At 67.4% G+C, this 25,449-nt stretch carries 27 protein-coding genes; 6 read left to right on the forward strand and 21 right to left on the reverse strand.

The window, feature by feature from the left end; all coding sequences use genetic code 11:
- Positions 1–30: 30 nt before the first annotated feature.
- The gene (locus HUT10_RS25470) at positions 31–813 is read right to left on the reverse strand and encodes an IclR family transcriptional regulator (protein WP_176173512.1); all 783 of its coding nucleotides are present in this window, start codon (positions 811–813) and stop codon (positions 31–33) included.
- A gap of 116 nt (positions 814–929) precedes the next feature.
- Between HUT10_RS25470 and HUT10_RS25475 the strand changes: the two genes are divergently transcribed.
- Positions 930–1,394 carry a hypothetical protein gene (locus HUT10_RS25475; protein WP_176173513.1) on the forward strand — a complete coding sequence of 155 codons (465 nt, stop codon included), beginning with the start codon at positions 930–932 and terminating at the stop codon, positions 1,392–1,394.
- 39 nt (positions 1,395–1,433) lie between these two features.
- Here the strand turns inward: HUT10_RS25475 and HUT10_RS25480 are convergent, their stop codons facing one another.
- Positions 1,434–1,751 carry an NIPSNAP family protein gene (locus tag HUT10_RS25480; RefSeq protein ID WP_176173514.1) on the reverse strand — a complete coding sequence of 106 codons (318 nt, stop codon included), beginning with the start codon at positions 1,749–1,751 and terminating at the stop codon, positions 1,434–1,436.
- The gene (locus HUT10_RS25485; protein WP_176173515.1) at positions 1,748–2,887 is read right to left on the reverse strand and encodes a 5-methyltetrahydropteroyltriglutamate--homocysteine S-methyltransferase; all 1,140 of its coding nucleotides are present in this window, start codon (positions 2,885–2,887) and stop codon (positions 1,748–1,750) included. The genes HUT10_RS25480 and HUT10_RS25485 overlap by 4 nt, the downstream gene beginning before the upstream one ends.
- Before the next feature lie 82 nt (positions 2,888–2,969).
- Between HUT10_RS25485 and HUT10_RS25490 the strand changes: the two genes are divergently transcribed.
- Positions 2,970–4,301 carry a nucleobase:cation symporter-2 family protein gene (locus HUT10_RS25490; protein ID WP_176173516.1) on the forward strand — a complete coding sequence of 444 codons (1,332 nt, stop codon included), beginning with the start codon at positions 2,970–2,972 and terminating at the stop codon, positions 4,299–4,301.
- Here HUT10_RS25490 and HUT10_RS25495 read toward each other — a convergent pair.
- Entirely contained in the window at positions 4,288–4,827 is a 540-nt protein-coding gene (locus tag HUT10_RS25495; RefSeq protein WP_176173517.1) for a TetR/AcrR family transcriptional regulator, read from the reverse strand. The genes HUT10_RS25490 and HUT10_RS25495 overlap by 14 nt on opposite strands.
- Before the next feature lie 87 nt (positions 4,828–4,914).
- Here HUT10_RS25495 and HUT10_RS25500 point away from each other — a divergent pair, with 87 nt between their 5' ends.
- On the forward strand, positions 4,915–5,361 hold the full coding sequence (locus tag HUT10_RS25500) for a pyridoxamine 5'-phosphate oxidase family protein (protein ID WP_176173518.1): 447 nt from the start codon (positions 4,915–4,917) through the stop codon (positions 5,359–5,361).
- Here the strand turns inward: HUT10_RS25500 and HUT10_RS25505 are convergent, their stop codons facing one another.
- Positions 5,362–5,904 (reverse strand): hypothetical protein, encoded by a 543-nt coding sequence (locus HUT10_RS25505; protein WP_176173519.1) that lies wholly within the window; start codon positions 5,902–5,904, stop codon positions 5,362–5,364.
- A 170-nt stretch (positions 5,905–6,074) separates the two neighbouring features.
- Between HUT10_RS25505 and HUT10_RS25510 the strand changes: the two genes are divergently transcribed.
- On the forward strand, positions 6,075–6,803 hold the full coding sequence (locus HUT10_RS25510) for a rhomboid-like protein (protein ID WP_254897028.1): 729 nt from the start codon (positions 6,075–6,077) through the stop codon (positions 6,801–6,803).
- Between the two features lie 65 nt (positions 6,804–6,868).
- The gene (locus HUT10_RS25515) at positions 6,869–9,190 is read left to right on the forward strand and encodes an EAL domain-containing protein (protein WP_176173520.1); all 2,322 of its coding nucleotides are present in this window, start codon (positions 6,869–6,871) and stop codon (positions 9,188–9,190) included.
- Here HUT10_RS25515 and HUT10_RS25520 read toward each other — a convergent pair.
- The 14 genes from HUT10_RS25520 to HUT10_RS25585 all read right to left on the reverse strand — a co-directional run bounded on the left by HUT10_RS25520 (position 9,184) and on the right by HUT10_RS25585 (position 21,813).
- The gene (locus HUT10_RS25520; RefSeq protein WP_176173521.1) at positions 9,184–9,975 is read right to left on the reverse strand and encodes an arylamine N-acetyltransferase; all 792 of its coding nucleotides are present in this window, start codon (positions 9,973–9,975) and stop codon (positions 9,184–9,186) included. The genes HUT10_RS25515 and HUT10_RS25520 overlap by 7 nt on opposite strands.
- Before the next feature lie 33 nt (positions 9,976–10,008).
- Positions 10,009–10,359 (reverse strand): YciI family protein, encoded by a 351-nt coding sequence (locus tag HUT10_RS25525; protein ID WP_176173522.1) that lies wholly within the window; start codon positions 10,357–10,359, stop codon positions 10,009–10,011.
- Between the two features lie 96 nt (positions 10,360–10,455).
- Entirely contained in the window at positions 10,456–10,818 is a 363-nt protein-coding gene (locus tag HUT10_RS25530; protein WP_176173523.1) for a hypothetical protein, read from the reverse strand.
- Between the two features lie 14 nt (positions 10,819–10,832).
- Positions 10,833–11,402, reverse strand: a complete 570-nt coding sequence (locus HUT10_RS25535) for a class I SAM-dependent methyltransferase (protein ID WP_176173524.1) — start codon at positions 11,400–11,402, stop codon at positions 10,833–10,835.
- A 566-nt stretch (positions 11,403–11,968) separates the two neighbouring features.
- Positions 11,969–14,620: an FxSxx-COOH system tetratricopeptide repeat protein gene (gene fxsT, locus HUT10_RS25540; RefSeq protein ID WP_368660778.1), complete on the reverse strand. Its 2,652-nt coding sequence runs from the start codon at positions 14,618–14,620 to the stop codon at positions 11,969–11,971.
- An 11-nt stretch (positions 14,621–14,631) separates the two neighbouring features.
- On the reverse strand, positions 14,632–15,276 hold the full coding sequence (locus tag HUT10_RS51230; RefSeq protein WP_254897030.1) for a hypothetical protein: 645 nt from the start codon (positions 15,274–15,276) through the stop codon (positions 14,632–14,634).
- Between the two features lies 1 nt (position 15,277).
- On the reverse strand, positions 15,278–16,411 hold the full coding sequence (locus tag HUT10_RS25550) for a site-specific integrase (RefSeq protein WP_176173526.1): 1,134 nt from the start codon (positions 16,409–16,411) through the stop codon (positions 15,278–15,280).
- Positions 16,411–16,623: an excisionase family DNA-binding protein gene (locus HUT10_RS25555; RefSeq protein ID WP_176173527.1), complete on the reverse strand. Its 213-nt coding sequence runs from the start codon at positions 16,621–16,623 to the stop codon at positions 16,411–16,413. The genes HUT10_RS25550 and HUT10_RS25555 overlap by 1 nt, the downstream gene beginning before the upstream one ends.
- Positions 16,624–16,643: 20 nt before the next feature.
- Positions 16,644–18,275: a replication initiator gene (locus HUT10_RS25560; protein ID WP_176173528.1), complete on the reverse strand. Its 1,632-nt coding sequence runs from the start codon at positions 18,273–18,275 to the stop codon at positions 16,644–16,646.
- Positions 18,275–18,661 (reverse strand): hypothetical protein, encoded by a 387-nt coding sequence (locus HUT10_RS25565; RefSeq protein WP_176173529.1) that lies wholly within the window; start codon positions 18,659–18,661, stop codon positions 18,275–18,277. The genes HUT10_RS25560 and HUT10_RS25565 overlap by 1 nt, the downstream gene beginning before the upstream one ends.
- Complete coding sequence (locus HUT10_RS25570) at positions 18,658–20,217, reverse strand: FtsK/SpoIIIE domain-containing protein (RefSeq protein WP_176173530.1); 1,560 nt, start codon at positions 20,215–20,217, stop codon at positions 18,658–18,660. Before HUT10_RS25570 ends, HUT10_RS25565 begins: the two co-directional genes overlap by 4 nt.
- Before the next feature lie 338 nt (positions 20,218–20,555).
- Positions 20,556–20,804: an AMED_5909 family protein gene (locus tag HUT10_RS25575; protein WP_176173531.1), complete on the reverse strand. Its 249-nt coding sequence runs from the start codon at positions 20,802–20,804 to the stop codon at positions 20,556–20,558.
- Positions 20,788–21,063, reverse strand: coding sequence for a hypothetical protein (locus HUT10_RS25580; protein ID WP_176173532.1), 276 nt, complete (start codon positions 21,061–21,063; stop codon positions 20,788–20,790). Before HUT10_RS25580 ends, HUT10_RS25575 begins: the two co-directional genes overlap by 17 nt.
- A 288-nt stretch (positions 21,064–21,351) precedes the next feature.
- The gene (locus HUT10_RS25585) at positions 21,352–21,813 is read right to left on the reverse strand and encodes a hypothetical protein (RefSeq protein WP_176173533.1); all 462 of its coding nucleotides are present in this window, start codon (positions 21,811–21,813) and stop codon (positions 21,352–21,354) included.
- Positions 21,814–21,952: 139 nt separating this feature from the next.
- Between HUT10_RS25585 and HUT10_RS25590 the strand changes: the two genes are divergently transcribed.
- Positions 21,953–22,702 (forward strand): GntR family transcriptional regulator, encoded by a 750-nt coding sequence (locus HUT10_RS25590; RefSeq protein WP_176173534.1) that lies wholly within the window; start codon positions 21,953–21,955, stop codon positions 22,700–22,702.
- Positions 22,703–22,764: 62 nt separating this feature from the next.
- Here HUT10_RS25590 and HUT10_RS25595 read toward each other — a convergent pair whose 3' ends face one another.
- Both HUT10_RS25595 and HUT10_RS25600 read right to left on the reverse strand, forming a co-directional pair.
- Entirely contained in the window at positions 22,765–23,199 is a 435-nt protein-coding gene (locus HUT10_RS25595) for an SCO5389 family protein (protein WP_368660831.1), read from the reverse strand.
- A gap of 114 nt (positions 23,200–23,313) precedes the next feature.
- On the reverse strand, positions 23,314–24,621 hold the full coding sequence (locus HUT10_RS25600) for a hypothetical protein (protein ID WP_176173535.1): 1,308 nt from the start codon (positions 24,619–24,621) through the stop codon (positions 23,314–23,316).
- Positions 24,622–25,449: the final 828 nt, after the last annotated feature.

Consider the following 25,449-nt stretch of genomic DNA (forward strand, 5'->3'; position numbering starts at 1 on the left):
CTCGACCTCATCCGACCACAACGGGCGCGGTCAGTCGAGGCGCGGCCCACCGGACGGCCGCGGTGCGCCCAGCACCCGCGAGATCCCCCGCGCGGCCGCCCGCACCGCCGGGACCAGCGTCCGCGGGTCCGTCCCGGCCGCCGGGACGACCACCGAGATCGCGGCCACGACGTCGTCCGTCGCGTCCCGGACCGGGGCGGCCACGGACAGGGCGATCAGCTCGATCTGGCCGTCGCTGACGGCGTAGCCGTCCCGGCGGACGTCGGCCAGCACCCGCCGCAGCCGCGCGGGCGAGCCGATCGTCTTGGGGGTGAACGTCTTGAGCGGACCGGCCAGGACTTCCTCCTGGACCTCGGCGGGCGCGTGCGCGAGCAGCACCTGCCCGACTCCGGTGGCGTGCGCGGGCAGCCGTCCGCCGACGCGGGTCAGGACGTTGACCGCGCCCCGGCCGGAGATGCGCTCGACGTAGACGACCTCGGGCCCGTCGAGCACCGCGAGCTGCACGTTCTGGTGCGTGGCTTCGTAGAGGTCCTCCAGGAACGGCATCGCGCTCTCCCGCAGCTCGGCCCCGTGCGGCGCGAGGGAGGCGACTTCCCACAGCCACAGCCCGACGCGGAAGGCCCCGGTTTCGTCGCGGACCAGTGCCCCACGCCGGGTGAGCTCGCCGGCGAGCCGGTGCGTGGTCGACAGCGGCAGCCCGGCCCGGCGGCTCAGTTCGGACAGCGTCAGCCGCGGCCGATCGGCGGTGAAGGCGCCCAGCAGGTCGAGGACGCGATCCACCACCGACGGCGGCCGCTGCGCGCTGTGTCGCATGGGGTCAGTTTTCGCACCCGCGGGAAATGCCGCAAGCCGCGGCTAAACCCGCTGTGGCGCGGAGGCGTGAGGAGGGGTGCCGTCTCGCCGGAGACGGTGCAACGAGGGGAGAACACGTGAAACTCTGGGCGAAATTGAGCATCTCGGTGGCCGCCGCGCTCGGCGCGGCCGCACTCGCGGCGCCGTCGGCTTCGGCCGCGGCCAACCCGTACACCGCAGCGGAGGCGTGCGCCAACGACTTCGGCGGTTCGTGGTCGTACGCGTCCGACGGCCACCGCGAGGTGAAGTACGGTTCGGCCAAGTGGGGCGATGTCTACCTGATGTACAACTCGGCGCACGCCAACTGCGTCGCCACCATCAAATCGATCGACATCGGCACGCCGACGTACACCGAAGCCTGGCTGTGGATCCAGGGCACCCCGGACTGGATCGGAAACGTCGGCGCGTTCAAGTACTACGCGGCGGCCAAGGGCGCGGCGAACAACCGCTGCGTCCAGTACCAGAGCTACATCTCGCGCACCGCGACCGGTGCCGGGGCCTACGCCGCGGGCGGTCGCCTCACCTGGGGCAACTGCGGCTGATCCGGAGGCTGCCCCGGGCCACACCCGGGGCAGCCCGTGTCAGAGGTCGTCGTCCGGGAGCAGCGGGCGCATGAACGTGCGCCGGTACCGGACCACGCACCCGCTCTCGTCGCGGATCTTGTCCGCCTCGATGAAGTCCGGGTCGACGCCGAACAGCCCGCGGTACCGCTCGTACGCCGCCAGGCTCTCGAAGCTGAACAGCGCCCTGGCCTCGTCGCTCGCCCCTTCCGCCGGCAGGAAGTAGCCGTGGTGGATGCCGCCTTCCCGCTGCACCAAGCGCATCCACGCCGCGGCGAAGCGTTCGAAGTCGGGCAGCTTCGCGGGGTCGATGACGTAGTCGACAACGCAGGTGATCAATGGCCGCCCCAGACGCGGTCGGCGGTCGCCACGATCAGCTCGAGTTTGCGCATCTGGTCGTCCGCGGTCAGGTCGTTGCCCTCCTCGGTCGAGGAGAAGCCGCACTGCGGGGACAGGCAGAGCCGGTCGATGTCGACGTACCGCGACGCCTCCTCGATCCGCCGCACCAGGACGTCCGGGTCCTCCAGTTCGGGCCGTTTGGTCGTGACCAGGCCGAGCACCACCTTCTTGTCCTTCGGCACGAACCGCAGCGGCTCGAAGCCGCCGGAGCGTTCGTCGTCGTACTCCAGGAAGAACCCGTCGACGGCGAGCTCGCCGAACAACGCCTCCGCGACGAACTCGTAGCTCCCCTCGGCCGCCCAGGACGACCGGAAGTTGCCGCGGCACAGGTGCGTGGTCACCGTGAGGTCTTCGGGACGGCCGTCCAGCGCCGCGTTCATCGTCGCGATGTTGCGCAGGTGCTGGGTGTCCGGGTCGCCGCCCATCCGCGCGACCAGCTCGCGCTGCGCCGGGTCGTTCAGGTAGGCGAGGCTGGTGTCGTCGAGCTGCAGGTACCGGCAGCCGAGGCCGTGCACGGCGGAAACCTGCTGCCGGTAGGCCGCGCTGAGGTCGGCGAAGAACTCCTCGAGGTCCGGGTAAACGCTCTCACTGACCGCGGCCCTGCCGCCGCGGTAGTAGACCATGCTCGGCGACGGGATGGTCAGCTTCGGTGTCACGCCCGGGTCCACATGGGACTGCAGGAACCGGAAGTGGTCGGCGAAGATCGGCTCGTCGAGCCGCACCTTGCCGTCGACCTGCAGCCCCGGCGGGCTGAACTCGAGGTCACCGGCCAGGTTGTGGAACTTGACGTGCAGCCGCTGGTCGCTCTTCGAGACGCCGCCGAGGGAGTAGATGAAGTCCATGTGCCACGACGCGCGCCGGAATTCGCCGTCGGTCGCCGAGCTCAGCCCGGCCGCCTTCTGCATCTTGATCACGTCGCGGATCGCGTCGTCCTCGACCGCGCGCAGCTGCTCCGCGCCGATCTCACCGCTTTCGTGCCGCCTACGCGCGTCGCGCAGCACCGGGGGCCGCAGCAGGCTCCCCACGTGATCGGCGCGGAACGGCGGGCCTGCCTGGGAAACGCCACCCGAAGTCATGCACCGATGGTCACACATTCCCGGCCTCCGCGCCGCCCCCTGAACCATGATCGTCGCGCCCCGGACTTGCTACCGTCCGCTCATGACGGAATCCGCGGTCCACCCGGTCGACCGGGGTCTGCCCGCCGGGCGGCTGGCCCTGCTCGGCCTCCAGCACATGTCGATCATGTACGCCGGTTCGGTGGCCGTGCCGCTGATCGTCGGCAGCGCGCTCAAGCTCGACCCGGCGACGATCGGGCTGCTGGTCAACGCCGATCTGCTGGTCGCGGGCATCGCGACGCTGATACAGGCCGTCGGCATCGGGAAGCTGCTCGGCATCCGGCTGCCGGTGGTGGCGGGCGCGACGTTCAGCGTCGTCAACCCGATGATCCTGATCGCGTCGCAGTACGGCCTGCCCGCGGTCTACGGCGCGATGCTCGCCTCGGGTGTGTTCGGGCTGCTCATCGCGCGGCCGTTCGCGAAGCTGATCCGGTTCTTCCCGCCGCTGGTCACCGGGACGCTGCTGCTGGTCATCGGCGTCTCGCTGCTCGGACCGGGCGCGGCGATGATCGCCGGCCACGACAGCACCGCACCGGACTACGCGGCGCCGTCGCACATCGGGCTGGCCTTCGGCGTGGTCGCGCTGCTGGTGCTGTTCACCCGCGTGCTGCGCGGGTTCGCCAACCAGATCGGGCCGCTGCTGGCGCTGGCGATCGGGCTGGTCGTGGCGATCCCGATGGGGCTGGTGCACTGGGACGGCCTCGGCGCGGCCGGCTGGTTCGGGCTCGCGGCGCCGTTCCACTTCGGCGCGCCGGCCTTCCCGGTCGCGGCGATCCTCTCGATGTGCGTGGTCATGCTGGTGACGTTCACCGAGTCGACGGCCGACATGATCGCGGTCGGCGAGCTCACCGGGCGCCCGCCGACCGACGCCGACCTCGCGCGCGGCCTGGCCACCGACGGCGTCTCGGCCGTGCTCGGCGGGGTGATGAACTCCTTCCCCGACACGGCGTTCGCGCAGAACGTCGGCCTGGTCCGGATGACCGGCGTGCGCAGCCGCTGGGTGGTCGCGGTGACCGGCGGGATCCTGGTGCTGATGGGCCTGGTGCCCAAGATCGGCGCGTTCATCGCGGCCATCCCGGAACCGGTGGTCGGCGGGGTCGCGGTGGTGATGTTCGCGATGGTCGCCGCGGTCGGCGCGCAGAACCTCCGGACGGTCGAGTTTTCCGGCAACCACAACACCTTCGTCGTCGCGGTGGCGCTCGGGGTCGGTCTGCTGCCGGCGTTCGTGCCGGACTTCTTCAAGCACTTCCCGCCGTGGCTGCAGACGATCTTCGGCAGCTCGATCACGGTGACGGCGATCCTGGCGTTCGCCCTGAACCTGCTGTTCAACCACCTCGGCCGGCGCGCGGAGCCGGATCTGCTCAACAGGTCCTGAGCAGCCGGCCGACGAGCTCGGCCGCGGTGCCCGGCTCGACCGGGCGCCGGAACAGCACGCGCAGGTAGAACGGGGCCAGTACGTAGTCGAGCACCTCGTCGACCGACGGCACCGGCTCGCCGCGGGCCGCGGCCTTGTCGAGGGCGGCCTGCAGATCGTCGCCGCGGGCCCGCAGGTATTCGAGCGGTTTCTCGTCCGGGCGCAGGGTCGCGACGAGCGCGCGGAGCAGGATCTGGCCGCGCCGGTCGCGCATCGCGCGTTCGACGCCCTCGGCCCAGCCGAGCAGGTCGCCGCGCAGCGAACCGGTGTCCGGGATCGGCGACGTCGCCCGCAGGCGGGTCACCGCCGCGTCGAGCAGCAGCGCGTCCCGGCTGCCCCAGCGCCGGTAGATGCTGGTCGGGTTCACCCCCGCCCGCTCGGCGATCTTCGGGATGGCCGCGTCGATCTCGCCCGCGGCGAGCAGCTCGACGACGGCTTCGTGCACCGCTTCGCGGACGCGGGCGCTGCGGCCGCCGGGTCGGGTCATGAGCTCATCTTAAAGCAAAGTCACTTGCTTTTGCGGTCGCCCCGTGGCTAGCCTTAAGTCAAATCAAATGGCTTTAAGGAGACCGAGATGGCCCGCAAGATGACCAAGGACGAGCGCGAAGCGTTCCTCGCCGAGCCGCAGGTCGGCGTGCTCAGCGTCGCGGCCGAGGCTGGGCGGGCGCCGCTGACCACGCCGATCTGGTACCGCTACGAGCCGGGCGGCGACGTCGTCATCATGACCTCGCCCGGCCTGCGCAAGACCCGGTTGATCGAGGCGGCCGGCCGGTTCGCGCTGTGCGTGCAGCAGCAGGACGGCGTCTACAAGTACGTCTCGGTCGAGGGCCCGGTCGTCGAGTCGTGGCCGATGACGAAGGCGCAGCGGCACGAGATGGCGGCCCGCTACCTGCCGCCGGGCGTGAGCGAGGCGTACACCGACGCGACCGATGAGGCGCACGGGCAGAACATCGCGATCGTGATGCGCCCGGAGCGCTGGAACACCTCGGACTTCAGCGACATCGCCGAGCAGCTGGCCTGATCACCAGCAGATGATCCCCAGGATGCACGACGGCTCGGGCCGCGGCGTGGTGGTCGGCGTCGGCGGGCGGCTGCCGGAGGGCGGCGGCGGGTTGCCCGGCGGTGTCGTCATCGCGGTGCCGGTGGCCGAGGGGTCGGAGCCAGACGGCGTGGCGGTCGGGCTCGCGGTTCCGGTGCCGCCGGTCGCGGTGGCCGGGTCGCGGCCCGGCACCTCGGTGACGGTGCCGCGGTGCTCGTTCGACGCGGTGACGACGTCGCCGCCGGTGCCGCCGCCGATCCCGCCGTCGGGCGGCGAGTCCGTGGCCTGGTCGGCACCGCCCAGCCCGGTGGTGCGCTGGGGGAACGGGATGACCTGGATCTGGTCGACCGGGGAAGCGTCCTGGCGCTGGTTGCCGCCGAAGGCGACCAGGGCCGCGGCGGCGCCGCAGCCCACGATGACGGCGAGCATCACCGCGACCACCCGCCAGCGTGACTGGCCTGGTCCCGGACCATCGCCCCAGCCCTCGCGCACGAGCAGCTCGGCGACCGATACCTCGTCGTTCACCCCGGCAGACCTTCCCGAGAGGCCCATTCGGCCGTCATCGTGGCCGTATTCTTACCGTAAAAGCCCCCCGAACGGGTGAAGTAGCGGCAAAAATTCGTCACGTAACGCAAGATCTGACAGTGAGTGACATCCACAGCGTTTTCTAAGCTGACGCTCGTGATACTCCCAGCATGACCACCGAAGCTCGGTCCATGCTGCTGAAAGCCGACCGGCCGATCCCCTCGATCGCCGTCGCGCGCCGCCGCAGCCCGTGGGCGTTGCTCCGGTACGTCCCCAGCCCCAGGGCGACGCCGTTCACCTTCGGCTACCTGGTGCTCCTGCTGGGCACGACGCTGCTGCTCCGGTTCGCCGACCCCGCACTGACGGACCGGCTGCTCCGGCTGTCCAGCACCGACGCCCACAACCTCTGGCGCCGCCCGCTGACCTCCCTGCTGACCAGCGCGATCTGGCTGCCCGGCGAAAGCTGGCTGCCCTACGCGCTGATCTTCGCGGTCGCCGTCGCGCCGCTGGAACGCCGGTTCGGCGCCCGCCGCACCGCGCTGGTGTTCTTCTCCGGCCACATCGTGGCCACGCTCGTCACCGAGCTGCCGGTAATGGCCCTGATCACGGCGCACGTGCTGCCCGGTTCGGCCGCGCACTGGCTCGACATCGGGGTCAGCTACGGCTTCTTCACCACAGCCGGCGCGCTCGTGTTCTTCCTGCCCGGCCGCGTGCGGCTGCTGGCGCTGGCCGCGACCGAGGCGTTCATCGCGGCGATCTGGCTGAGCGACGACCCGACGAGTCTCGACTCGATCGTCACGCTGCTCGGCCACGCGTTCGCCGCGCACTTCGGGCTGCTGGTCTGCGGACCGTGGCTGCAGTCGCGCATCCGCAGGCCGGACCCGGATTCCGCCGGGTAGGCAGGGGCCGGAGTCGGTGGTGTAATCGACGGGCCACACGCCGACTTCACGGGGGACGGACGCTCATGCAGGCCGACTCGCTCGCCGAACTGGTCGAGCTGAGTCCGGACGCGATCTGCGTGCACGAGCACGGCGTGCTGACCTACGCCAACCGCGCGGCCCTGGAAACCTTCGCCGCGCGCTCGGCCGACGAGGTCGTCGGCCGCCGGTTCACCGACTTCGTCGCCGAGGACGCCCGCCCTGTCCTGCTCGAAACGCTCGGCAAGCTGACGAAACCGGGGCAGGCGAGCGAGCCCGTCGAAGCCCTGATGTCCCGGCTGGACGGCAGCAAGTTCGCCGTCGAAACGGTGCTGGTGCGCCTCGGCGAAGGCGCGTACCAGGTGGTCATGCGCGACATCACGGCGAAGAAGGCGGCCGCCGACGCCCTCCGCTACCAGGCCGCGCTGGTGTCGCACGTCAGCGACGCGCTGATCGCGACCACCGGCGAAGGCGTCGTGACCAGCTGGAACCCGGCCGCCGAGGCGGTGTACGGGTGGACCGCCGCCGAGGCCGTCGGGCGGCGGGCGAGCGAGCTCGTCGGCGCGCCGCTCGACCTGCCTGCCATCCGGCGCGGCGGCGGTGTCGCGGAGGCGGTGCACCGGCGGCGGGACGGCGCTCCCCTGGCGGTCCGCGTCTCGGCAGCTGAGATGAATGACGGGTACGTCCTCGTCTGCGCCGACGAAACCGCGCGGCGGCGGGCCGAGCGGAACTACCGCACGGTGGTCGCGTCGCTGGACGAAGGCGTCCTCGTGATGGGCCCCGGCGGGCTCATCGAAGCGGCCAACCCGGCGGCCTGCCGGATCCTCGGCGTCGCCGAGGCCGACCTGCTCGGCCTCCCGTGCCACACGCTGACGCTGTTCACCGAGTCCGGGCGGTGGATCCCGCCGGACGAGCTGCCGTCGGTGCAGACCCGCCGGACCGGCCGCACGCACAACGGCCTGGTCGTCCGCCTGCGCCGGCCGGACGGCCGCGACGTCTGGGTGTCGCTGACCTCGCGGCTGCTCGACCAGGACGACCCGGCGGCGCCGGCCGTGGTCACGTCGTTCACCGACATCACCGAAACCCGCGCGATCAGCGCGCGGCTCGCGCACGACGCCACCCACGACCCGCTGACCCGGCTGGCGAACCGCACCCTGGTGCTCGACCGGCTCGACAGGTGCGAACGCGGCGCGGTCACCGTGCTGTTCCTCGACCTGGACGAGTTCAAGGTCATCAACGACTCGCTCGGCCACTCGGTCGGCGACCAGGTGCTGCGGATCGTCGGGGAACGCCTGCGCCGCAGCTCGGGCCGCGATGACCTGGTCGGCAGGCTGGGCGGCGACGAGTTCGTCGTCGTCACCGGCGAGGTCACCGACCCGGGCGAGGTCCGGGCGCTGGCCGAGCACCTGCGGGCCGCGGTGGCCGAGCCGCTCGGCGTCCTCGGCAGGCAGCTGCACCTGGACGCCAGCATCGGTGTCGTGCTCGTCGCCCGCGACGACCGACGCAGCGCCGAAGACCTGCTGCGCGACGCGGATGTCGCGATGTACCAGGCGAAAGCGCTCGGCCGCGGGCGTCACCACTTCTTCGACGTCGGGCTGCGCGAGCGGGTGCAGCGGCGGCTGCGGATGGAACAGGACCTGCGCGACGCGGTCCACGACGGCCAGCTCTGGGCGGCGTACCAGCCGGTCGTCGACCTGCGGACCGGCGAGATGGTCGCGGTCGAGGCGCTGATGCGGTGGACGCACCCCCGTCAGGGCGCGATTTCGCCCGCGGAGTTCATCCCGCTCGCCGAGGAGAGCGACCTGATCAACGTGATCGGCAAGGAGATGCTGCGCACGACGACCCGCGAGCTCGCCGGGCGGCGGGTGCGCCAGGGCCTGGACCTGACGCTGAAGGTCAACCTCTCCACCCGCCAGCTCGACGACCCGCACCTGGTGCCGGCGGTGCAGGACGCGCTGGCGGCCACCGGGCTGCCCGCCGGCGCGCTGTGCCTGGAGGTCACCGAAAGCGCGTTGATGCGTGACCAGGAAGCGGCCGCGGAAGTGCTGGCGTCCCTGCGTTCGCTGGGCGTGCTGCTGGCGATCGACGACTTCGGCACCGGCTATTCGTCGCTCGCCCAGCTGCGCCGGCTGACCTTGGACACGCTGAAGATCGACCGCTCGTTCATCACCGGGATCGCCGAGTCACGGGATGCGGAAGCCATCGTCACCAGCATCATCGCGATGGCCCACGCGGTGGACCTGACGGTGATCGCCGAGGGCGTCGAGTCGGCGGAGCAGGTGGACCTGCTCCGCGAGCTCGGCTGCGACCAGGCGCAGGGCTACCACCTCGGCCGCCCGGTGCCGGCGGCCGAGCTGTTCGGTCAGTAGACGGCCTTCAGGCGCTGCAGCTCGTCCGGCGTCAGCTCGAGGCCGAGGTCCTTGAGGGTGACGTCGAGTTCTTCCGGCGCGATGGTGGTGGTTTCGCTGCTGCCGCCGGGTTTTTCGACGGTGAGCTCCCGGCCGAGGAGCTTGCGGCTGAGGCCGGGCTCGATCCGCATGACCACGAGCCGTCCGAGGAACGGCGACTTCGGGTGCGTCGACGTGTAGTGGTGGTAGACCTCGTAGTCGATGGGGTGCATCTCGTTGAGGCGGAATTCGAGGATGTCCTCGTCGCCCTTCTGCAGGGTCCACCAGTCCTGGCGTTGCTCGAGTCGGTGCACCCAGCCGGCCTGGTCGACTTCGTGGCCGTCGACGAGCGGCATGGGGTCGAGGATCCCGGCCCCGAACCCGACGTCGGCGAGGAACTGCTTCCCGTCGACGTCGGCGACGAGCGTCATGTGCGTGTAGGGCCCGGGCCGCCGCGGCTGCACGCGCGCGGAAAGCCGGTGCACGGTGTAGCCGAGCTGCTCGAGGACGGCGGCGAAGAGGCCACTCTGTTCGTAGCAGTAGCCTCCCCGCCGCCGTCCGACGAGTTTCGCGCTCACGACGTCGAGCGAGATCCCTTGGTGCTGCCGGAGAACGACGTCGACGTTCTCGAACGGGATGGCTTTTGCGTGAGCCCGCATGAGTTCGGTGAGAGCGGCTTCGGACGGCGCCCGCCGCGGCTGTCCGACGCGCGCGAGGTAGGCGTCGAGGTCGACGGCGTCGATGCCCCATTCCCCTTCGGTGGTCATGGATCCATGGTGGACCCTCGACCAAGCTGGAGGTCAACCTTCGTGGACGACCTTCCGCACCTCGACGGCGGTGTACTGGGCATCCGGGATCTTCGCGGCCAGCTCGACGGCCCGCGCCTCGCTCTCGACGTCGACGACGTAGTAGCCGCAGAGGAAGGCTTCGGCTTCGACGAAGGCGCCGGTCCTGGTCTGCGCCACACCGTTCTTGACCTGGACGGTCGTGGTTTCGCCGGGTTCGGCGAGTGCCTTGGTCCCGACCATCTCACCGGACTCGGTGATGAGCTTGATGAAGTCCCCGTGCCCGGCGTAGACGGCGTTCTTCTGGTCGTCGGTGAGGGTGGCCCAGGTGGTCGGGTTCATGTGGAGGGTAAGGAGGTAACGCACGTCCGGCTCCCCGTGTGTGGGTGGCGGCCCCCGGTGGGCCGCCTTTCACCGGTGGGTCGAGGCTGTCGCGGTGGCCCGGACACGGGTGCGCGCGGTTCACTCGTTCGGCGTAGCGAGCCACCCTTCGACCCGCCGGTGCCGCCCGAGCCCGGCGGCGTCGAACTCGTCGACGTGACCACCGCGCTGGACGCCGAGCGCGCGCAGGGCCTGCGAAATCGGGCTGCCGGCCGCGGAGAAGCGCTCGCCTTCGGCCACCCGCACCGGACCGAGGACAACGGCACCGCGGTGCCACACCTGCGCCGACTGCGTTCCGGTCCCGCCGAAGTAGTCGGCTTCGACGTAAGCCACGGGCCCCAGCTCCGAGCACGCGGCGAAGGTGTCTTGGAACCCCGCCGGCACCTTCCGGAACCCGTCGAGAGCGGGTGCGCCGCGGACGATGACGGCTTCCAGGCAGTACACGACCACATCCTGGCTCAGCCGAGGCTGACGAGCACGTACCTTTCGTCGTCGATCGGCCCGCCCCACAGTGCGGGGTCGTCGAGCCGGGTCACCGTCGCGGTGTTGCGATGGGCGCGGACGAGACGTTCGCACTCGACGGCCGCGATCCCGGCCCCGGTGAACCACCGCCCTTCGACGAGCACCAGCCGGCCGCCGGGCTTCAGCAACCGCACCCAGGCCCCGAGCGCGGCGGCCGGGTCGGGCATGGCCCAGAGGACGTGCCGCGCCAAGACGACGTCGTACGAACCCGGCGGACAAGGCGGATCGGCGACATCCCCTTCACGGAAGTCCACCGCGGCTGACTTCCCCGCGGCGACCGCGAGCATCCGCGGGGAGAGATCGACGCCACACACGGCATGACCGGCCTCGGCGAGCAACACGGAGAGACTGCCGGTCCCACACCCGAGATCCACGACGGCCGCCGGAGCCGGCGGCATCAGCGGCAGCAGCAAATCCGCCCAGGCGGCCCGCACGGCGGGGTCCCGCAGGCCGTGGTCGGGCTGATCGTCGAAAGTGGCGGCTTCGGCGTCCCAGATGTCGGTCATGGTCACATCCTGGCCGAGCACACAAGAAAGCCGCCTCGACCGGAGTCAAGACGGCTTCTTAGGGGGTGGCCAGGGCCGGGGTCGAACCGGCGACCTTCCGCTTTTCAGGCGCAGACGTTTCCGCAGGTCACGAGGGTGACACCGCCGCCACGTGCAACCCCCGTGCAACATCACACCAGGTGCCTCGACATGAATGCACGCACATGGCCTATGCCAACGCCGAAGGGCCCCATCCCGGCCTTGATCAACAACCTGAGTAATACCGGTGCCCACCGCCGACACGAACGGTTCCGCCGGCCCACCCCACGGCTGTCGATCCAACTGTCCACGACCACGATCGGCCAGGTAGCGACTGCCTGCTCAAGGAGTGGCCCGAAGGGCTGGGCGCGCGGCCAAGTTTGCCATCGCTATGCGACCACCATGCTGCCAGTCGTTGGGACCACTAAGAGTTGCTAATTCACCGAGATAACTGTTTCCTATCCACCTTATGGGTCCATCACGACGGACACAACGTACACCCGAAATGCCGGAGAAGCAGATATTGTGCACCGCGCCGCGGTCCACGTTTAGCCAACTGGCGGCGAAGTGGGTTTACGGCGATCAACCTTTAGAACGGCTTCTAAGTTTTTGCGGACTTCAATTGTAGTGACATGATCTGACCCCAGCACCCGCAAACAGTCGGCCATGACGGACTCCAGCAGAGCAGTCGCCCGCTTTCGGTTGCCGGCGGTGGCATAGGCAGTGGCAAGGTTGTTCTGCGCAGTCAAGGTAAGAATATCAGCGGACCCAAGCACTCGTACACAGTCTGCCGCGGTGGATTCCAAAAGCGTGACTCCTCGCCCCAAGTCGCCCACCGAGGCGTAAGCTGTGGCCAGACTGCTTCGAACATACAGCGTTTCGGGGTGAACTAACCCCAAAACGGCTACAATTCTGGTAGAAATTGATTCATAAAGCTGGATTGCTTGTTCTAAGTTGCCTTTTTCCTCATAGGCGTCCGCCAGGCCTATCTGCGACCTTAGCGTATCCAGATGATCGACACCCAAAGCCCTGACGTGCTCTGCAGCGGCAGACTCGTGCCAGCGGATAGCCTGCGCCAGATTGCCCGCGCTACGGTAAGTGTTCGCAACGCTTAATTGCGAGTTGAGAGTGTTCGGGTGATCAGCCCCTAGCGTCTCGAGATAGCGACTAAGGACGGACTTATGCAGTCGGATCGCCCGCATGAAGTCGCCTTCCTGCCTAAAAACGTTCGCCAAGTTGTGCTGCGTACCCAGCGTGTCCCTATGGTCGCTGCCCAACACTCTCGTTCGGTCAGAAACTATTGAAACATAGAGCAACTTGGCCTGTTCTACATCGCCCCTTCCCTGATATCCGTGCGCTAGATTGTGTCGCGAGTTGAGCGTGGCCGGATGATCGGCGCCTAAGACCCTCGTTCTGTCGGCCACAACGGAGGCATGCAATTCAATTGCCCGTGAGAAATCTCTAGCGTCATGGTAGGCGTTCGCCAGATTATTCCTCGCTGTCAATGTGTCTGGGTGATCGATTCCCCATAGTCGTTCACGGTCGGAAACGGCGGACTCCAGGAGCGGAATCGCGCGCTCAAGATCCCCCGCGGATTTGTAGACATTGGCCAGATTGTTCCGCAATACTTGTGTACTTCTGTCGTCAGGGCCGTGTTCGATAAGACTCTTAGCAAGAGTCGATTCGGTCAGAGGAATCGCCTGGTCGAGGTCGCCCGCTGCCCAGTAAGCGTTGGCCAGATTTGTCAGTGCGGCCAGCGTGGTCGATTGGTCGGGGCCAGGACGGCGCTCAGATCCTTGAGCGGCACGGGTAAGGTAGGCGATGGCGGACGCTGTATCGCCCTGACTGTCGAGGTAGACCCCTATTTTGATCAGGAGAATACTCATGTCCTCCGTGTCGACGTCAGGGGCGGTGTGGTCGAACAAGGCACGGGCATGGGGCTGGATCGCCCGATAGGCGGCCCAAGAAGATGGATTGCGGTGATCAAGTTCGCCGACGGCGTTATTGAGAGCAACGGTAGCGGCGACGCAGGCAGTGACAATGTCTTCAGGGCGCCGATGAGGGTCCTCATGATCAGGGGTGCGAGCCACAGCCTGCACCAGGCGGTGTACACCAATCGTGTCGGCGGTGAGGCTGATCATGCTGTAGGCAGCCAATCTGCCAACAGCGTCCAGCAGGTCAGGCTCAGCGAAGATGTCGTCCAGGAGCGCACGCGGGATCTCGTCGGATGCGTACCACGCCAGGACTCGGAGTAGTCGCCCTGCTGAAGGAGTGCTAGCCAGGTGATCTAAGGTGACTCGCCAGACTCTGCCTATCGTTCGTTGCGCGTCGCCGCCCTCGGCGGTTGCGGTGAACATCCGCGCCGGCAACTGTGCCAGCAGGTCCAGATAGCGAGCCGGGGTGATTCGCGTCTGTGCGATGTAGGCGGCAGCTTGCTCTACCGCTAATGGCAACCACCCCAGCTCCGCACATAGCCGCTCTCCCTCGGCTAGGTCCGCCTCGGGCCATTCGACCCGAACAATTCGCTCAAGTAGACCGAGAGCTTCGTCCGGGGCCAACACGTCAAGCGGAACCGCTGTCAGGTCTCGCCAGCCGGTGCTCTGTCGACTGGTGATGACGACGGTGCCGGAGCGCACTCGTTCTAAGAGAGGGGCGGCGTGGCTGGGAGCGGTGAGGTTGTCCAGTATCAGCAGCCACTTGTCGTGCGTGGCCAGCCACCGCAACCCCAGGGCAATGCGCTCTTCTACCGGACGATCTACCACGGCCGGCAGGAGGGCTACTGCAAGTTCGGCCAAGCCGCCGTCGATGGCAGCCGGGGAGTCCGCGGTGATCCACCATCGGAACTCGAATCGAGCGGCGTTGAGGTGGGCGAACTGGGCCGCAAGCGTGCTCTTACCCACCCCGCCCAGACCGTGGACCGCGACCACCGCTGCCCGCCCGGAAACGCTCAATGCCTTATCAAGCTGCTCCAATTCGCCGGATCGCCCCACGAACAGCCCTGTCTCGGGAGGGAGCTGGGATAGCCCCGGCAGCGCGGGCACTGTCTCCATCGCGGGCAATGGGGCCCGCAACACAGTGTTGTACTGGATGTTGTAGTCGCCTGCCTGTACACCTTGGCTATTGCGAATCTCGTATGCAGGCGGAACCGAACCCGAAGACCGGGAAGGGTCGGATTGCGGGGAGACCGGGCTTGTAGGCATCTGCAGCCGACTTAGCCGAAGGTGTTGGTCTGAGTGTTGTGGTCACCCACCTGGACGCCTTTGTTGCCGTGCAGAATCACCTGGTACTTGCCTGCTTGGCTTCCCTCGGGGTCAGTCAGCTGCAGAACCTTGAGTGCCGCCGCAACCAGCTCCTCATTCGCCCCGGCCTCCGCTGCGGTCAGTGCAGCGGTGAGCTCGCGCCGGTGCGTAGCGCCACTCTCGTCGTCAATCGTTGCGACCGCGTCGGACTCAATCATCTGCACTACCGCAGACTGCGCTGGCTCCGTGCGGCGCAGCGCCCGCAGGGTCAACGTCTTCACCCCCGCGTAGACGTCCTTCACCGCCGTCGACGCTGTCTCCTTCGCCCCCGTCGCAGCACCGGCGGCCAACGCCGCCACTATCAGCTCCACCGACTCGATCACGCTGAACCCCTCGTCTAGCCCGGGACCGTTGACTACCAGTATCGGCCATGCCGAGCCGGCTGCTACAAACTCCGCCGAATCAGGTGCACCACTAGCTCGCTCTCTTGCCGCGGCACTCGCGCTACCAGCTTCCACGAAATCGATGTCCTCCACGCCCGGTGCGACAAAGTTGATCTCGCACTGGGCGCTAGGAAGGATCATCCACGAGGATGACGACCGGATCGTGGTCGTCATCTCAGTGCTTGACGACGATCGACTTGGGCAACTTGGCGGCATCACCGTGTGCGGCGAGCTTGCTCAGTTCGTTGGCCACCTCCCGGTCCCTCCCTTCGACCGCGTGGAGGTACCGCAGCGACGCGGCGGCCGACGCGTGCCCGAGCCGCTTCTTCAGGTCGGCCAGCGTTGCCCCCGCACTGGCGGCGAGCGTCTGGCCGGTGTGCCGCAGGTCGTGAAAGCTGACTCCGATGCCGACCTTCACGCGAGCCCGGACGAACGCCTGGTAGACCGCGTTGCCGTTCATCGGCCGCCCGTCCTTGCCGACGAAGAACCGGTCCCGACCGGCCCACTCCTTCATGTGTTCCCGGAGGTACGGCATGACGTGCGGAGGAACCGACACCGGCCGACGCCCCGCGTCCGTCTTGGGGTCCTTGTCGTACTTCTTTGGGCTCTCCAGAAGCTCCACTCGGTTCTTCCGCACCCACACCACGCCGCCGGCCAGGTCGACGTCCTCCGTTCGCAGCCCACACACCTCCCCACGACGAAGACCGCACCAGGCCGCCAGGAGCACAGCCGCCCGGTATCGCGGAGTGATCGCCTCGACGACCTCGGCGACCTGCTTGGGGTTGGCGATCCCCCGTTCCTTCGCCTTGTCTGAGCCCGCGCCGGGGATCTGACACGGGTTGACCGCGATCGCGCCGTCACGCTTTGCCGAGTTCATGACGGCTCGCAGGAACCGGTACGACTGGGCGATGGATGTCTTCCCGCCGGTCCCGGCTAGCGCCTTGGCGTACCAGCTCCGGACCACGGGCGGGGTGATCGCGATCAGCGGTCGGTCCAGCAGCTCGACCATGTGGAGACGCATGTTCCGCCGACACGTCTCCTCCCAGCGCTCCCCGATCTCCGGGTTCGTGCGCAGGTACTCACTGGCGTAGTTGCCGAACGTCTCCCGGCCGAGCTTGTCATCCAGCCAAGCTCCCTTGGCAAGATCGGCCTCGACCCCGACGAGCCAGCGATCCGCGTCCGTCTTCGTCCGGAAGGTGTTGGGCGCGTACTGCCGCTGGCTGTTCGGCCCGATGAACGACGCCTGGAACTGCCCGGACGGCAGCTTGCGCACCGAGCCGAACCGGCGACGACCTTGCTTCTTCGCCATTACGCCACCGCCCGGCCGGCCGACCAGTTAACCTGGACCGGCTCGACTCGCCCGGCCTGCGCGAACGCGTCCAGGTCCCCGAGGGCAAGCCGGACGTGCACGCCGAGCTTGTGGAACGCGATGCGCCGTTCCGCGATCAGCCGCCGGATGAAACGCTCCGTGGTGCCCAGGTAGGCGGCGGCTTCCTTGACGTTCAAGTACTGCGTTTTCACGTGCTTCTCCCCCGTGTCGATCAAGCTGCGAGCTGAGTTGCCGAAGTTTCCGGACCGTCCCCTGGTGGTCCGGCAGCAGCGAGTAACGCCCGGTCGTACTCCGCCTTCCACGTGATCCGCTCCGCGATCGCGCGCATGACCAGGTGCGGCCGAGGTGGGACCTGCGGGTCTCCCGGTTCGACCTTCCGCCACATCAGCCGGGCCGGGTCCGGTTGTGGCTTCTCGATCCCGATCGCGGCCAGCGCCTGCTGAACGAACGCCTTTCGGTCGGCTTTGTGGTCGTCGAGGGTCTTGCCCGACCACTTTCGAGAGACCAGCACCCGCCGTCCCGGCAGCCCGAGCGTGGTCCGGCGGTGAGCGCGTCCCTTGCAGTGGCCCGGGGTGGTCTTGCTCCCGGCGCCCTTGGACTGGATCCCGTAGAGCAGCCAGACCGCGCATCGAGGTGAGCACGGCGTCACCGACAGTTCGGCGTGCAGCCGGTCGTGGTGGTCCCGCAGCCGCGCCGTGTCCGCCTCGACCACCTCACCGGTGGACTTGGTCAGATACTTGGTCAGGTAGCCGATGTGGCGGCCGGCCTCTTCGGTCCCGCCGAGGATGCCCTTGGAGTGCACCTGCCGCCCGAACGTGACGACGTGCGCCGGGTCCTCCACGGCCTCGACCGCGTCATCCCAGGTGGTGAGGGGTTGCCGGGTGTCCGGGTCGAGGAACGCCCGGGTGTCCGGGTCCCAGACCGGCAGCCGCTCCGTGTAAACGATCTCGTCGTGTGACGGCCACCAGACCTGGTGATACGTGGCCTCGGTGACCTGCCGGATGACGTCGTGCGGGATCGCCCCGCGGATCGCCGCGTGCAGATGCGGAGCCGTCCGCTTCTGCGGCTCGACCGTCGCGAAGTACTGCGCGTCCCAGCCCACGACCCGGCGCAGGTTCTGCCACCACCGATCCACCAGCGCCGAGAAATGCACCGCGTCCCGGGCCGCCCGCCGGTAGTCATACCGGGACGGGTCGACCGGCGAGCCGTCGCCACGGACCGGGCCGTAGGTGTCGCACGTCAGCGTGACGAACATCGACGGCCGGAACCTGCCCGCGAACTCCCGACCGACCGTCATCTTGGCGACCTTCCGCCGGGGCAGGTTCGGCGCGTCCTGCCGCCGCTTGGTCGAGCGCTTCACGGCCCGCCTGGTCGGGACGTCGAGGGCTGGCAGCCGACCGCGCATCCCGAGTTGCCGAAGTTCCGCGTCAACCCCCGTGATCTCCTCCCGCAGCTCCTCCGCTTCGGCCTGGTCGTGCTTAACCACCTTCCGGTAGGCCGCCACGAGATCGGCCCGGTAGGTCAGCAGCTCTGTCTGTTCCTCGGTCGGTGGTTCCGGGGTGAGGTCGGGTTCTTCGGTCAGGTGCCAGCCCTCGCGGCACTGGGCCTGCCGAAGCGCTTTCGCCTTCCGCGCGCACGGCAGGCACACCGACTCCACGGTGGAACCACACGGCACGGGGACGTAGCGGAGTTCGCCGGTCTCGGTGTCGCCGACCTCCATCGTGAACGGCCGGACGCAGACGCCGTGCTTCTCCGCCGTCGCCCGGATCACGTCGGCGGCCAGCGGTGTCCGCATCCGTTCGGCCCGCGTGCCGGTGGCCGGCTGGGTCTGTTCTTTCGTCATTAGGCAGCCACCTCCCCGGGGCGAGACCATTGGCGGAGTTGGAACACGGGCATGTCCTGCCGCGTCCCAGCGGGCAGGTCCGGGAACACCGCTGGGTCGAAGTGGACGCCGCTGTAGACGTGGACGGGGATGCCGCACGGCGTCCGGCCGTTGACCGACAGGTGCACCGAATCGCCGTCCGAGGTGCGCCAGAGCGAAGCCGACACCTCATCGAGCGTGTTCGCCCAGGCCAGCAAGGCCCCGGCGACATCGGGGAGCCGGTGGGCGTCGAGCTGGACCGTCAGCGGGTCCGACCACGTGCGCACGGTCAACGTCGCCACCGGCGGAAGCTGGTGCAGATCCAGGTGATCGCGGATCGTGTCGAGGAAGACCATCAGCCGGTTCACGCCGCCACCCCCTCGCCACCGAGCGCGGGTCGAGCTACGCCGTTGGTGACGTACTGCTCCAGCGCCTTGACCGTCTCGTCGGACACCCACCCGGCGCGGATGCGCAGGGGTTCGCGGATACCTTCGCCCCACACGTAGCCGACGCCGGCTTCGGAATCTCCGATGCGGTTGGCCCACGCGCCCCGTTCATAGGCGCCGTCCCCGAGGACCATCGGGACGTGCGTCTTCGAGGTCACCCGCAGGCACACGCGGCGGGTGAACAGCTCGCGGACCGGGACCGTGTCCTTCGTCGGTTCCTGGACGTAGCCCCGCACGGTGATCCCGAGGGCCCGCCCCTGGGTGGTCAACAGCGCGACTCGTTCGACGATCTGATCACGGGTCTTGCGGTCGGTGTACTTGGTCAGGGCGCCGATCTCGTCGAACTCCAGCAGCTCGAGCGGGTGTTCGACGCTGATCGGAACCGTTCGCAGGCGCCCGGCGAACTCGGCTTTGCGAGCCTCCATCGTGCCTACGAGATCGTCCAGGACCTCGATCGCGTCCTTACCGGACACCGCGTACCGAGCGAAGATTCCGCGCCCGTAGGCCAGTTCCATGCCCTTGGGGTCGATCCCGGACATACGGACCACACCCGACCGGATCGCCGACGCGGCCGACACCAGCGGGCACCACATCAATGAGTTCTTCCCCGCGCCCGAGGCACCAGCCGTCAGGCAGTGAGCGCCGGAGCCGGACAGCGGGACTCGCCAGTCGTGTCCGTACTCGGTGTGGCCGGACCACACGCGCCGCAGATCCACACCGGTCGCGTCAGCCGCCAGCAGATCGGGCACCGGCAGCGAGTGCACGACCGAGCCGAGCAGGTCCCGCCGCTGGAAGTCGACCGACACCACGTTGGGCTCCAGCTCCCGCACCTGGCACCGAGCGACCCTCCGCGCCGACGCCAGCGCACGAGCGGCCTCGTCGAAGTCCTCCGGCTTCTGGCCGGCCACTAGCTGGACCCGGACCTCATCCCACGACGGCCCCGACCGGACACTGAGGACCTTCGGCATCTGCACTCCGGCTTGCCGAGCGGTCGCCCGGGACACCTTCCGGCGACCTACCAGGTTCACCGTCACTTCCACCGGCAACGCGTCATCGCGGACGCTCAGACCACAGGCATGCAGCCAGCCGGGCAGCTTGCGCCCGTAGACCGCCCAACGAGCCCACCACGAGCGCAGGAACCGCCAGCACCACTGATCGAACGACACGATGTCGACCAGCCGCCACAGGGCGAGGATCAGTGCCAGGCCACCGAGGACGAGCACGAGCGACAGCCAGCCCAGCAACACGCACCACAGGTAGGCCACGACCACGGCCAGGCTGGTCCGCCACCGCGTCACCACCTGCGCCAGCAGCCAGAACGCCGCCTTGCAGGCCCACCAAAGGGCGATGAACACGACCACCATCGCGGCCAGCGCCTCGACAACCGACGCCAATGCGCGACCGATCTTGTGCAGCACCCAGACACCCAGCCCCAGCACACCCAGGGCCACCACGAGGAATCCCGGAGACAGGTTCATCACTGGCCACCCCGCAACACCGCCGAGAGATCCAGCGGCAACGCACCCAAGCACGGGGCGCACTTGGTCTCACCCGGCAGCAGCCGAGCAAACCGCTTGCATTCCGCGCAGCGCGAGCGGGTGACCCCCACTGGCGCACGCCTGTTGTCATCGTCTAGCGTCTGCATTGTTCACACCCCACGGTTGTGGACAGCGCAGGAGCGGCATGGTTGGTAGCCGAGTTTCCGCTTCTGCGCCTTACGGTTCCGCGCCACCCGCACGAGGACGCGTTTCATCGCCGCACGACATAGCGCGCGTTTTTCGTTGCAATATTTGACTGCTCGTGTGTCTACACGCGACTATTCAGACTTCGACTTGCCGCCCTGGATCTGCGCCGATACCTCCCCCGCCTTCCGCCGCTCGTAACCCGCCCAGTACAACGCCTCGTGGTGATGCCCCCGGTCGACGTCGGCAACCTTCTCGTACATCCGCGCGTTCGCCTGCCGGAAAGCCAGCCACACCGACGGGTTCGCGTCCGGCGCCGGAAGGCGCTCCGTTGCGATCTCGTGCGCGTCCCGCAGCGTGCGCGGCTCAACCGGCTTGCTCATCACGTACCAGCCGAGCCGCCGCGCGAGCTTCGAGGAGCGCCGCCAGGTCCTCCGCGCCGTCGCGGAGCTGGCGAAGGAACTTCACGCATGCCGGCCACATCGCCGGGTCGTCCGGCGGCCGCAGCATCACCACGCACGGCGCCCCCGCGAGCACCAGCATCGGCGGATGCCCCGGGTCCGAACCAGTCTCCTCGACCGTCAGTTCCGCTTCCCGCCCGACGATCCACGTCACGCCGAGCCCGTCCCAGTTGGCCGTCATGCCGCCCTGCCTTGCTTGCCCATTCCTTCGCCAGCTCTTCGAACCCTTCGGCGGCTGACTCCAGAGCCGCGACGCACCACCAAGGCAGGCCGCGCGACTTGGCCAGCTCATGCCACGCTCGCGACACCCGCTGTGCCGCACTTGCCGTGTTCTTGGCGTTCGTCGGCGACAGCACCGCAGACCCGTGCTCCCAGGCCGCCATGTAGTCGCGGTACGCCTGCTCCCACGCCCGGACCAGCTCGTGAAACGCCGCAGCATTGCGAACCGGCCCGGACGTGTTCATGTCGCTCACGCCGCCTTGACCGACGCTTCACCGGTCGCGGTCGACCGCGTCGACTTGGACCCGGAACCGCTTCCGGCCGCCTTGAAGCCGGTCGCACGGAAGGCGTAGGACAGGTACTTGAACTCCCCCTGCCCGGCCACCTTCGCTTCGGCCGTCAAACCCTCCAGCTCGATCGGGCGCATGCCCGGCAGCGCCTCCGACGTCAGCGGAACCGGCTGGACGTCGGCCAGAAGCGTGATCTCGAACGAAGCGCGCTTCGCCTTGGTCTCGTCCGGGTCGGTGACGGTGGCCTTCCACTGCCGCTTGCCGGTGGCTTCGTCGACCCGCTGTCGAGTCGGACGACCCGCTGCCCGGTCTTCCCGAGACTGGTATTCGTTGTCGGGTGCCACCTCGCCCACCAGCACCAAGCCCTGCGGAAACGCGCTGTCGAACTCGATCGGGAACCGGTGTCCCTTCATGATCGCCATGTCAGAGGCCCTTTCTCAGCCGTTCGCGGTCTTGTCGCCGCTCCCTTGGTATGCCAAGGTCTATCTAGGTATACCAAGGCTTGGCATGCCAAGTCAACTAAGCTGATCAAGCAGGCCCGAACCAGGCAGGAGAGCGACCGTGCCCGAGCACATGTACGAACGTGTTGCTGACGTGCTGCGCGAGCGGATCGTCAGCGGAGATCTCGCCCCAGGCGACCGGCTGCCATCGCAGGAGGCGCTGAGCGAGCAGTTTGAGGTGTCGCGCATCGTCGCCCGCGAGGCCCTGGACCTGCTGGAGAGCGAAGGACTGATCGATCGCGTCCAGCGACTCGGCGCGTTCGTCCGCCGGTACCAGCCGCTCATCCGCAGGTCAGAGCAGCACTACCGCACCAACCCCGGCGCCCCGTTTGCCGAGGAGGCGCTAGCCGCCGAGCGCATCCCCCGGTACAGCCACGAGACTTACCCGGATCGCGCGAGCGCCGACATTGCCCATCGCCTGGAGATCCCCATCGGTGCCGACGTCATGCGCACCGACTACACGTCGTACGCGAACGACGAGCCGATGATGCTCACGCACTCGTACGAGCCGCTGGAGATCACCAAGGGAACGGTCATCGAGCGCCCCGAAGAAGGCGTCATGATGACGGCCGGCCTGGTGGACCGCTTCACGGCTATCGACATGCGGCCGACGCGGGTCGTCGAGAGACTTCGTTCGCGGATGCCCCGGCCGTCGGAGACTGAGGCCCTTAAGCTTCGCAAGGGCACGCCGGTTGTGATCATCGTACGGACCACGTACTCAAACGAGACACCCGTGGAAACCGCCGACATATTGTTGGATGCACATAGGTTCGAGCTTGAATACGTGCTCCGCGTAGACCCATTGCAATAAGAGCATGAAAATACGAAAGGCGCCCGCCGCACTGGTTCGCGACGGGCGCCTTTGACGTATGCCTAGCAGTTGATCAGTTCGGGCTTCTGGTTGAGGATCTGCGCGCGCGGCGAGACGAACTCCTCGTACTCCTTGACCGCCGACGGGGCGAACAGGCCCGTCTTGCAGCAGTTCTGGAAGGCCAGCCGGACGCCGTACTTCCGCTCGACGGCCCCGCGCATCGAGTCGCTGGCAGCGAAGCGCAGCAGCTCACCCCACGCCTGGTCATCCGGCGGAACGGTGCCGTCCTCGGCGATCGTCGCCCCGCTCTCGTACTGCTTGACCAGTCGCTCGACCACGGACCAGGCGTAGGGAAGCGAGTTCTGAACGCAGGCCAGGAATTCGTCATCGGTCATGGCGCCAGCCTGCGCCTTCCTGACCAATTCTTCCGGGACCGTCAACGACATCGCGGCACTTCCTCTCAGCGTCAACACTGCCGCATCCCAGTTAACGCCCATCTCCGGTGCAGCGCGACCGCCCAAAGGTGTGATGGCGAACGAACGCTGAGTCACATAGACAATATGCCATAAGAGTTACCCGCCAACACTGCCCCGAGTTCAGTCGGCAGGGTGTCAGTCCCAGTATTTCTCAGGGTCTTGTGGGTAAAGATCGAATGTAAGCCTCTCCTCAACTGAGGCACCTATGATTGACTCAATTATTTTCGCGATTCCGTCCCAGTCATACCCATCAATCATGGATGACGAGCTTCGCCGTGCGGCAACCTTTTCTTTCCAGCGTTTCTGAAGATCCCCCTTCCCGACCACTTCACCTTGATATCTTCGAACTTTATGCATGTAGCTCTTCCACTGAACGGGAACCAGGGTTCCATCGTCACCAGCGAGGACGTCTCGGCCAAGATAAAGCTCGATAGATGCAGCTCGACCGTGTATATTTGCCAGGACCAACTCTGCTTCCTCATCTGCGCCAACGGGAGGCCCGAGAGTCGGATAACTACTAAAAAGTTCTAAATACGGGTACGTCAATATTCTAATGTTCGATGGCAATGATTCCACCCGCAGAGATAGAAGCGCCTCAGCCGCAGCGGCGTCATTATCAAAAATCGCAACTACCCGATTCGCGACTCCAGCCGCCGCGAACGCCTTGACGAAGGTAACCAGCGGGCCCGCACCGCCGTCAGGCTTTTGCAGATAGTCCATAAACTTCACGACGTCGACTAAATGCGGGTAAAGTATCGAGATACCATCCGAGAGAGCTTGCGCGTCCATCTTACCTTCGGTCAAGACAATTACCGGCGCGTCGGCCCCGCCGAAAAACCGGAGCCTTTTTAGGGCGTTCGAACACAGCGTATCCAGGTCCTCCCAGACCTCGCCATTGAGCACCGCCTCTGTGAGATCTAGCCGCACCTCAGCCGAGGGAAACGCTTCGAGCAAGATAGTCAATATCGCCCGAACCGGCCACCCAGACACCAATTCAAGATATGGCCATGATCCATGCGAAGCGGCGTCTTCTCGTCTTTCTAACCGGCCGACGGGTAGACCATACTCGACAACACGATCCAGCCACTTCTCAGCCGTGAGACCAGTGAGAAGTTCGATCTCAGCATCAAGTTCACCCTCTACTTCGGGGTCACCAGCAAGCTCTAACCGAAGTCGCTTAGATGTCCGTAGCTTACCTTTAATCGCATCATCAAGAGCAATCCGCGGCTCATTGACTTGGTAACCCAGGATTCGCATCCTATCCAAGGCAACCTTGCCAGGCATAACAAATTCAGCAGTGTCTACATACTCCGGCTCACCGTTGACATCATCACCGTAGTGCTCGTTGGGGATCTGCTCGGAGAAAAGCATGTCGTCTTGAAATAGTGACAGAAGCTCGTCCGTCATACCTAAGCCAAGAGAGTAGGCAAGGAACCCGTTCACATAAACACCGCTACCACGCATAAACATTTCTCGTTTCAGGCCTCAACTCGATGCCCGAATGTAACAGATCCACTCCCCTGCACCGCGCGCCAGCACCCGAACCGTCCTCGGCCATGCAGGCATACTGTAGAACTACAGCGCAAGGAGTTGCCGAACTTGGCTCTATGAGATCAAGGCGCCGCCGTCGGCGGCGCACCTCGGGGCCGCGCGGCGGCCCCGCCCAAGTGCGGCACGGACGGCCTGCCGCTCCGCTCCGGCCGCCGGCCGCGGGCGGGCCGCCGGAGGTCACCTTGTGCGCAGCGCCGCCGACGGCGACACCCCATGAACAAGAACGCGGCACCCGGTCACATCGCGCGCGGAGTTTGGCCCTGCTCAACGCGGATGCTCGCGGGTGCCGCGCCCTGCACTCTACGGCTGCACCAGCGAGCCGACGCAAGATCGATGACCGGTTCGGGCGAAGCGACAGCCAGAGCCGACACAGGAGGCGTTCCAGGCTGGAGCGGCGACAGGCAGGCGGTGGCCGCTTCCTCGCAGGCGATCGTTTAACACCAGCCCGCCGCCATCAAGGGCGCCTGCGGCGTCGCTGCGCGATGAGCTGCGCTCACCCTTGACACCGACGACCCGGCGCTAACTGCGGCAGGGGCGAGGAAGACGGGGCAGACCGCCACCGCCGCTCGGGAGAGAAGAACGCCATGCGCCGGATGTGTCGGAGCCCACACCAGCTGAGCATGTGGAGCCGGTACGAGCTCGCGGAGCACCAGACCCGCCGTGCAACACACGTGCAACTAGCGACGGCCAACGGCGGTCAACCAAGGTCAACAACGGCCA

It is taken from the genome of Amycolatopsis sp. Hca4 (assembly GCF_013364075.1).
Classification (GTDB): domain Bacteria; phylum Actinomycetota; class Actinomycetes; order Mycobacteriales; family Pseudonocardiaceae; genus Amycolatopsis.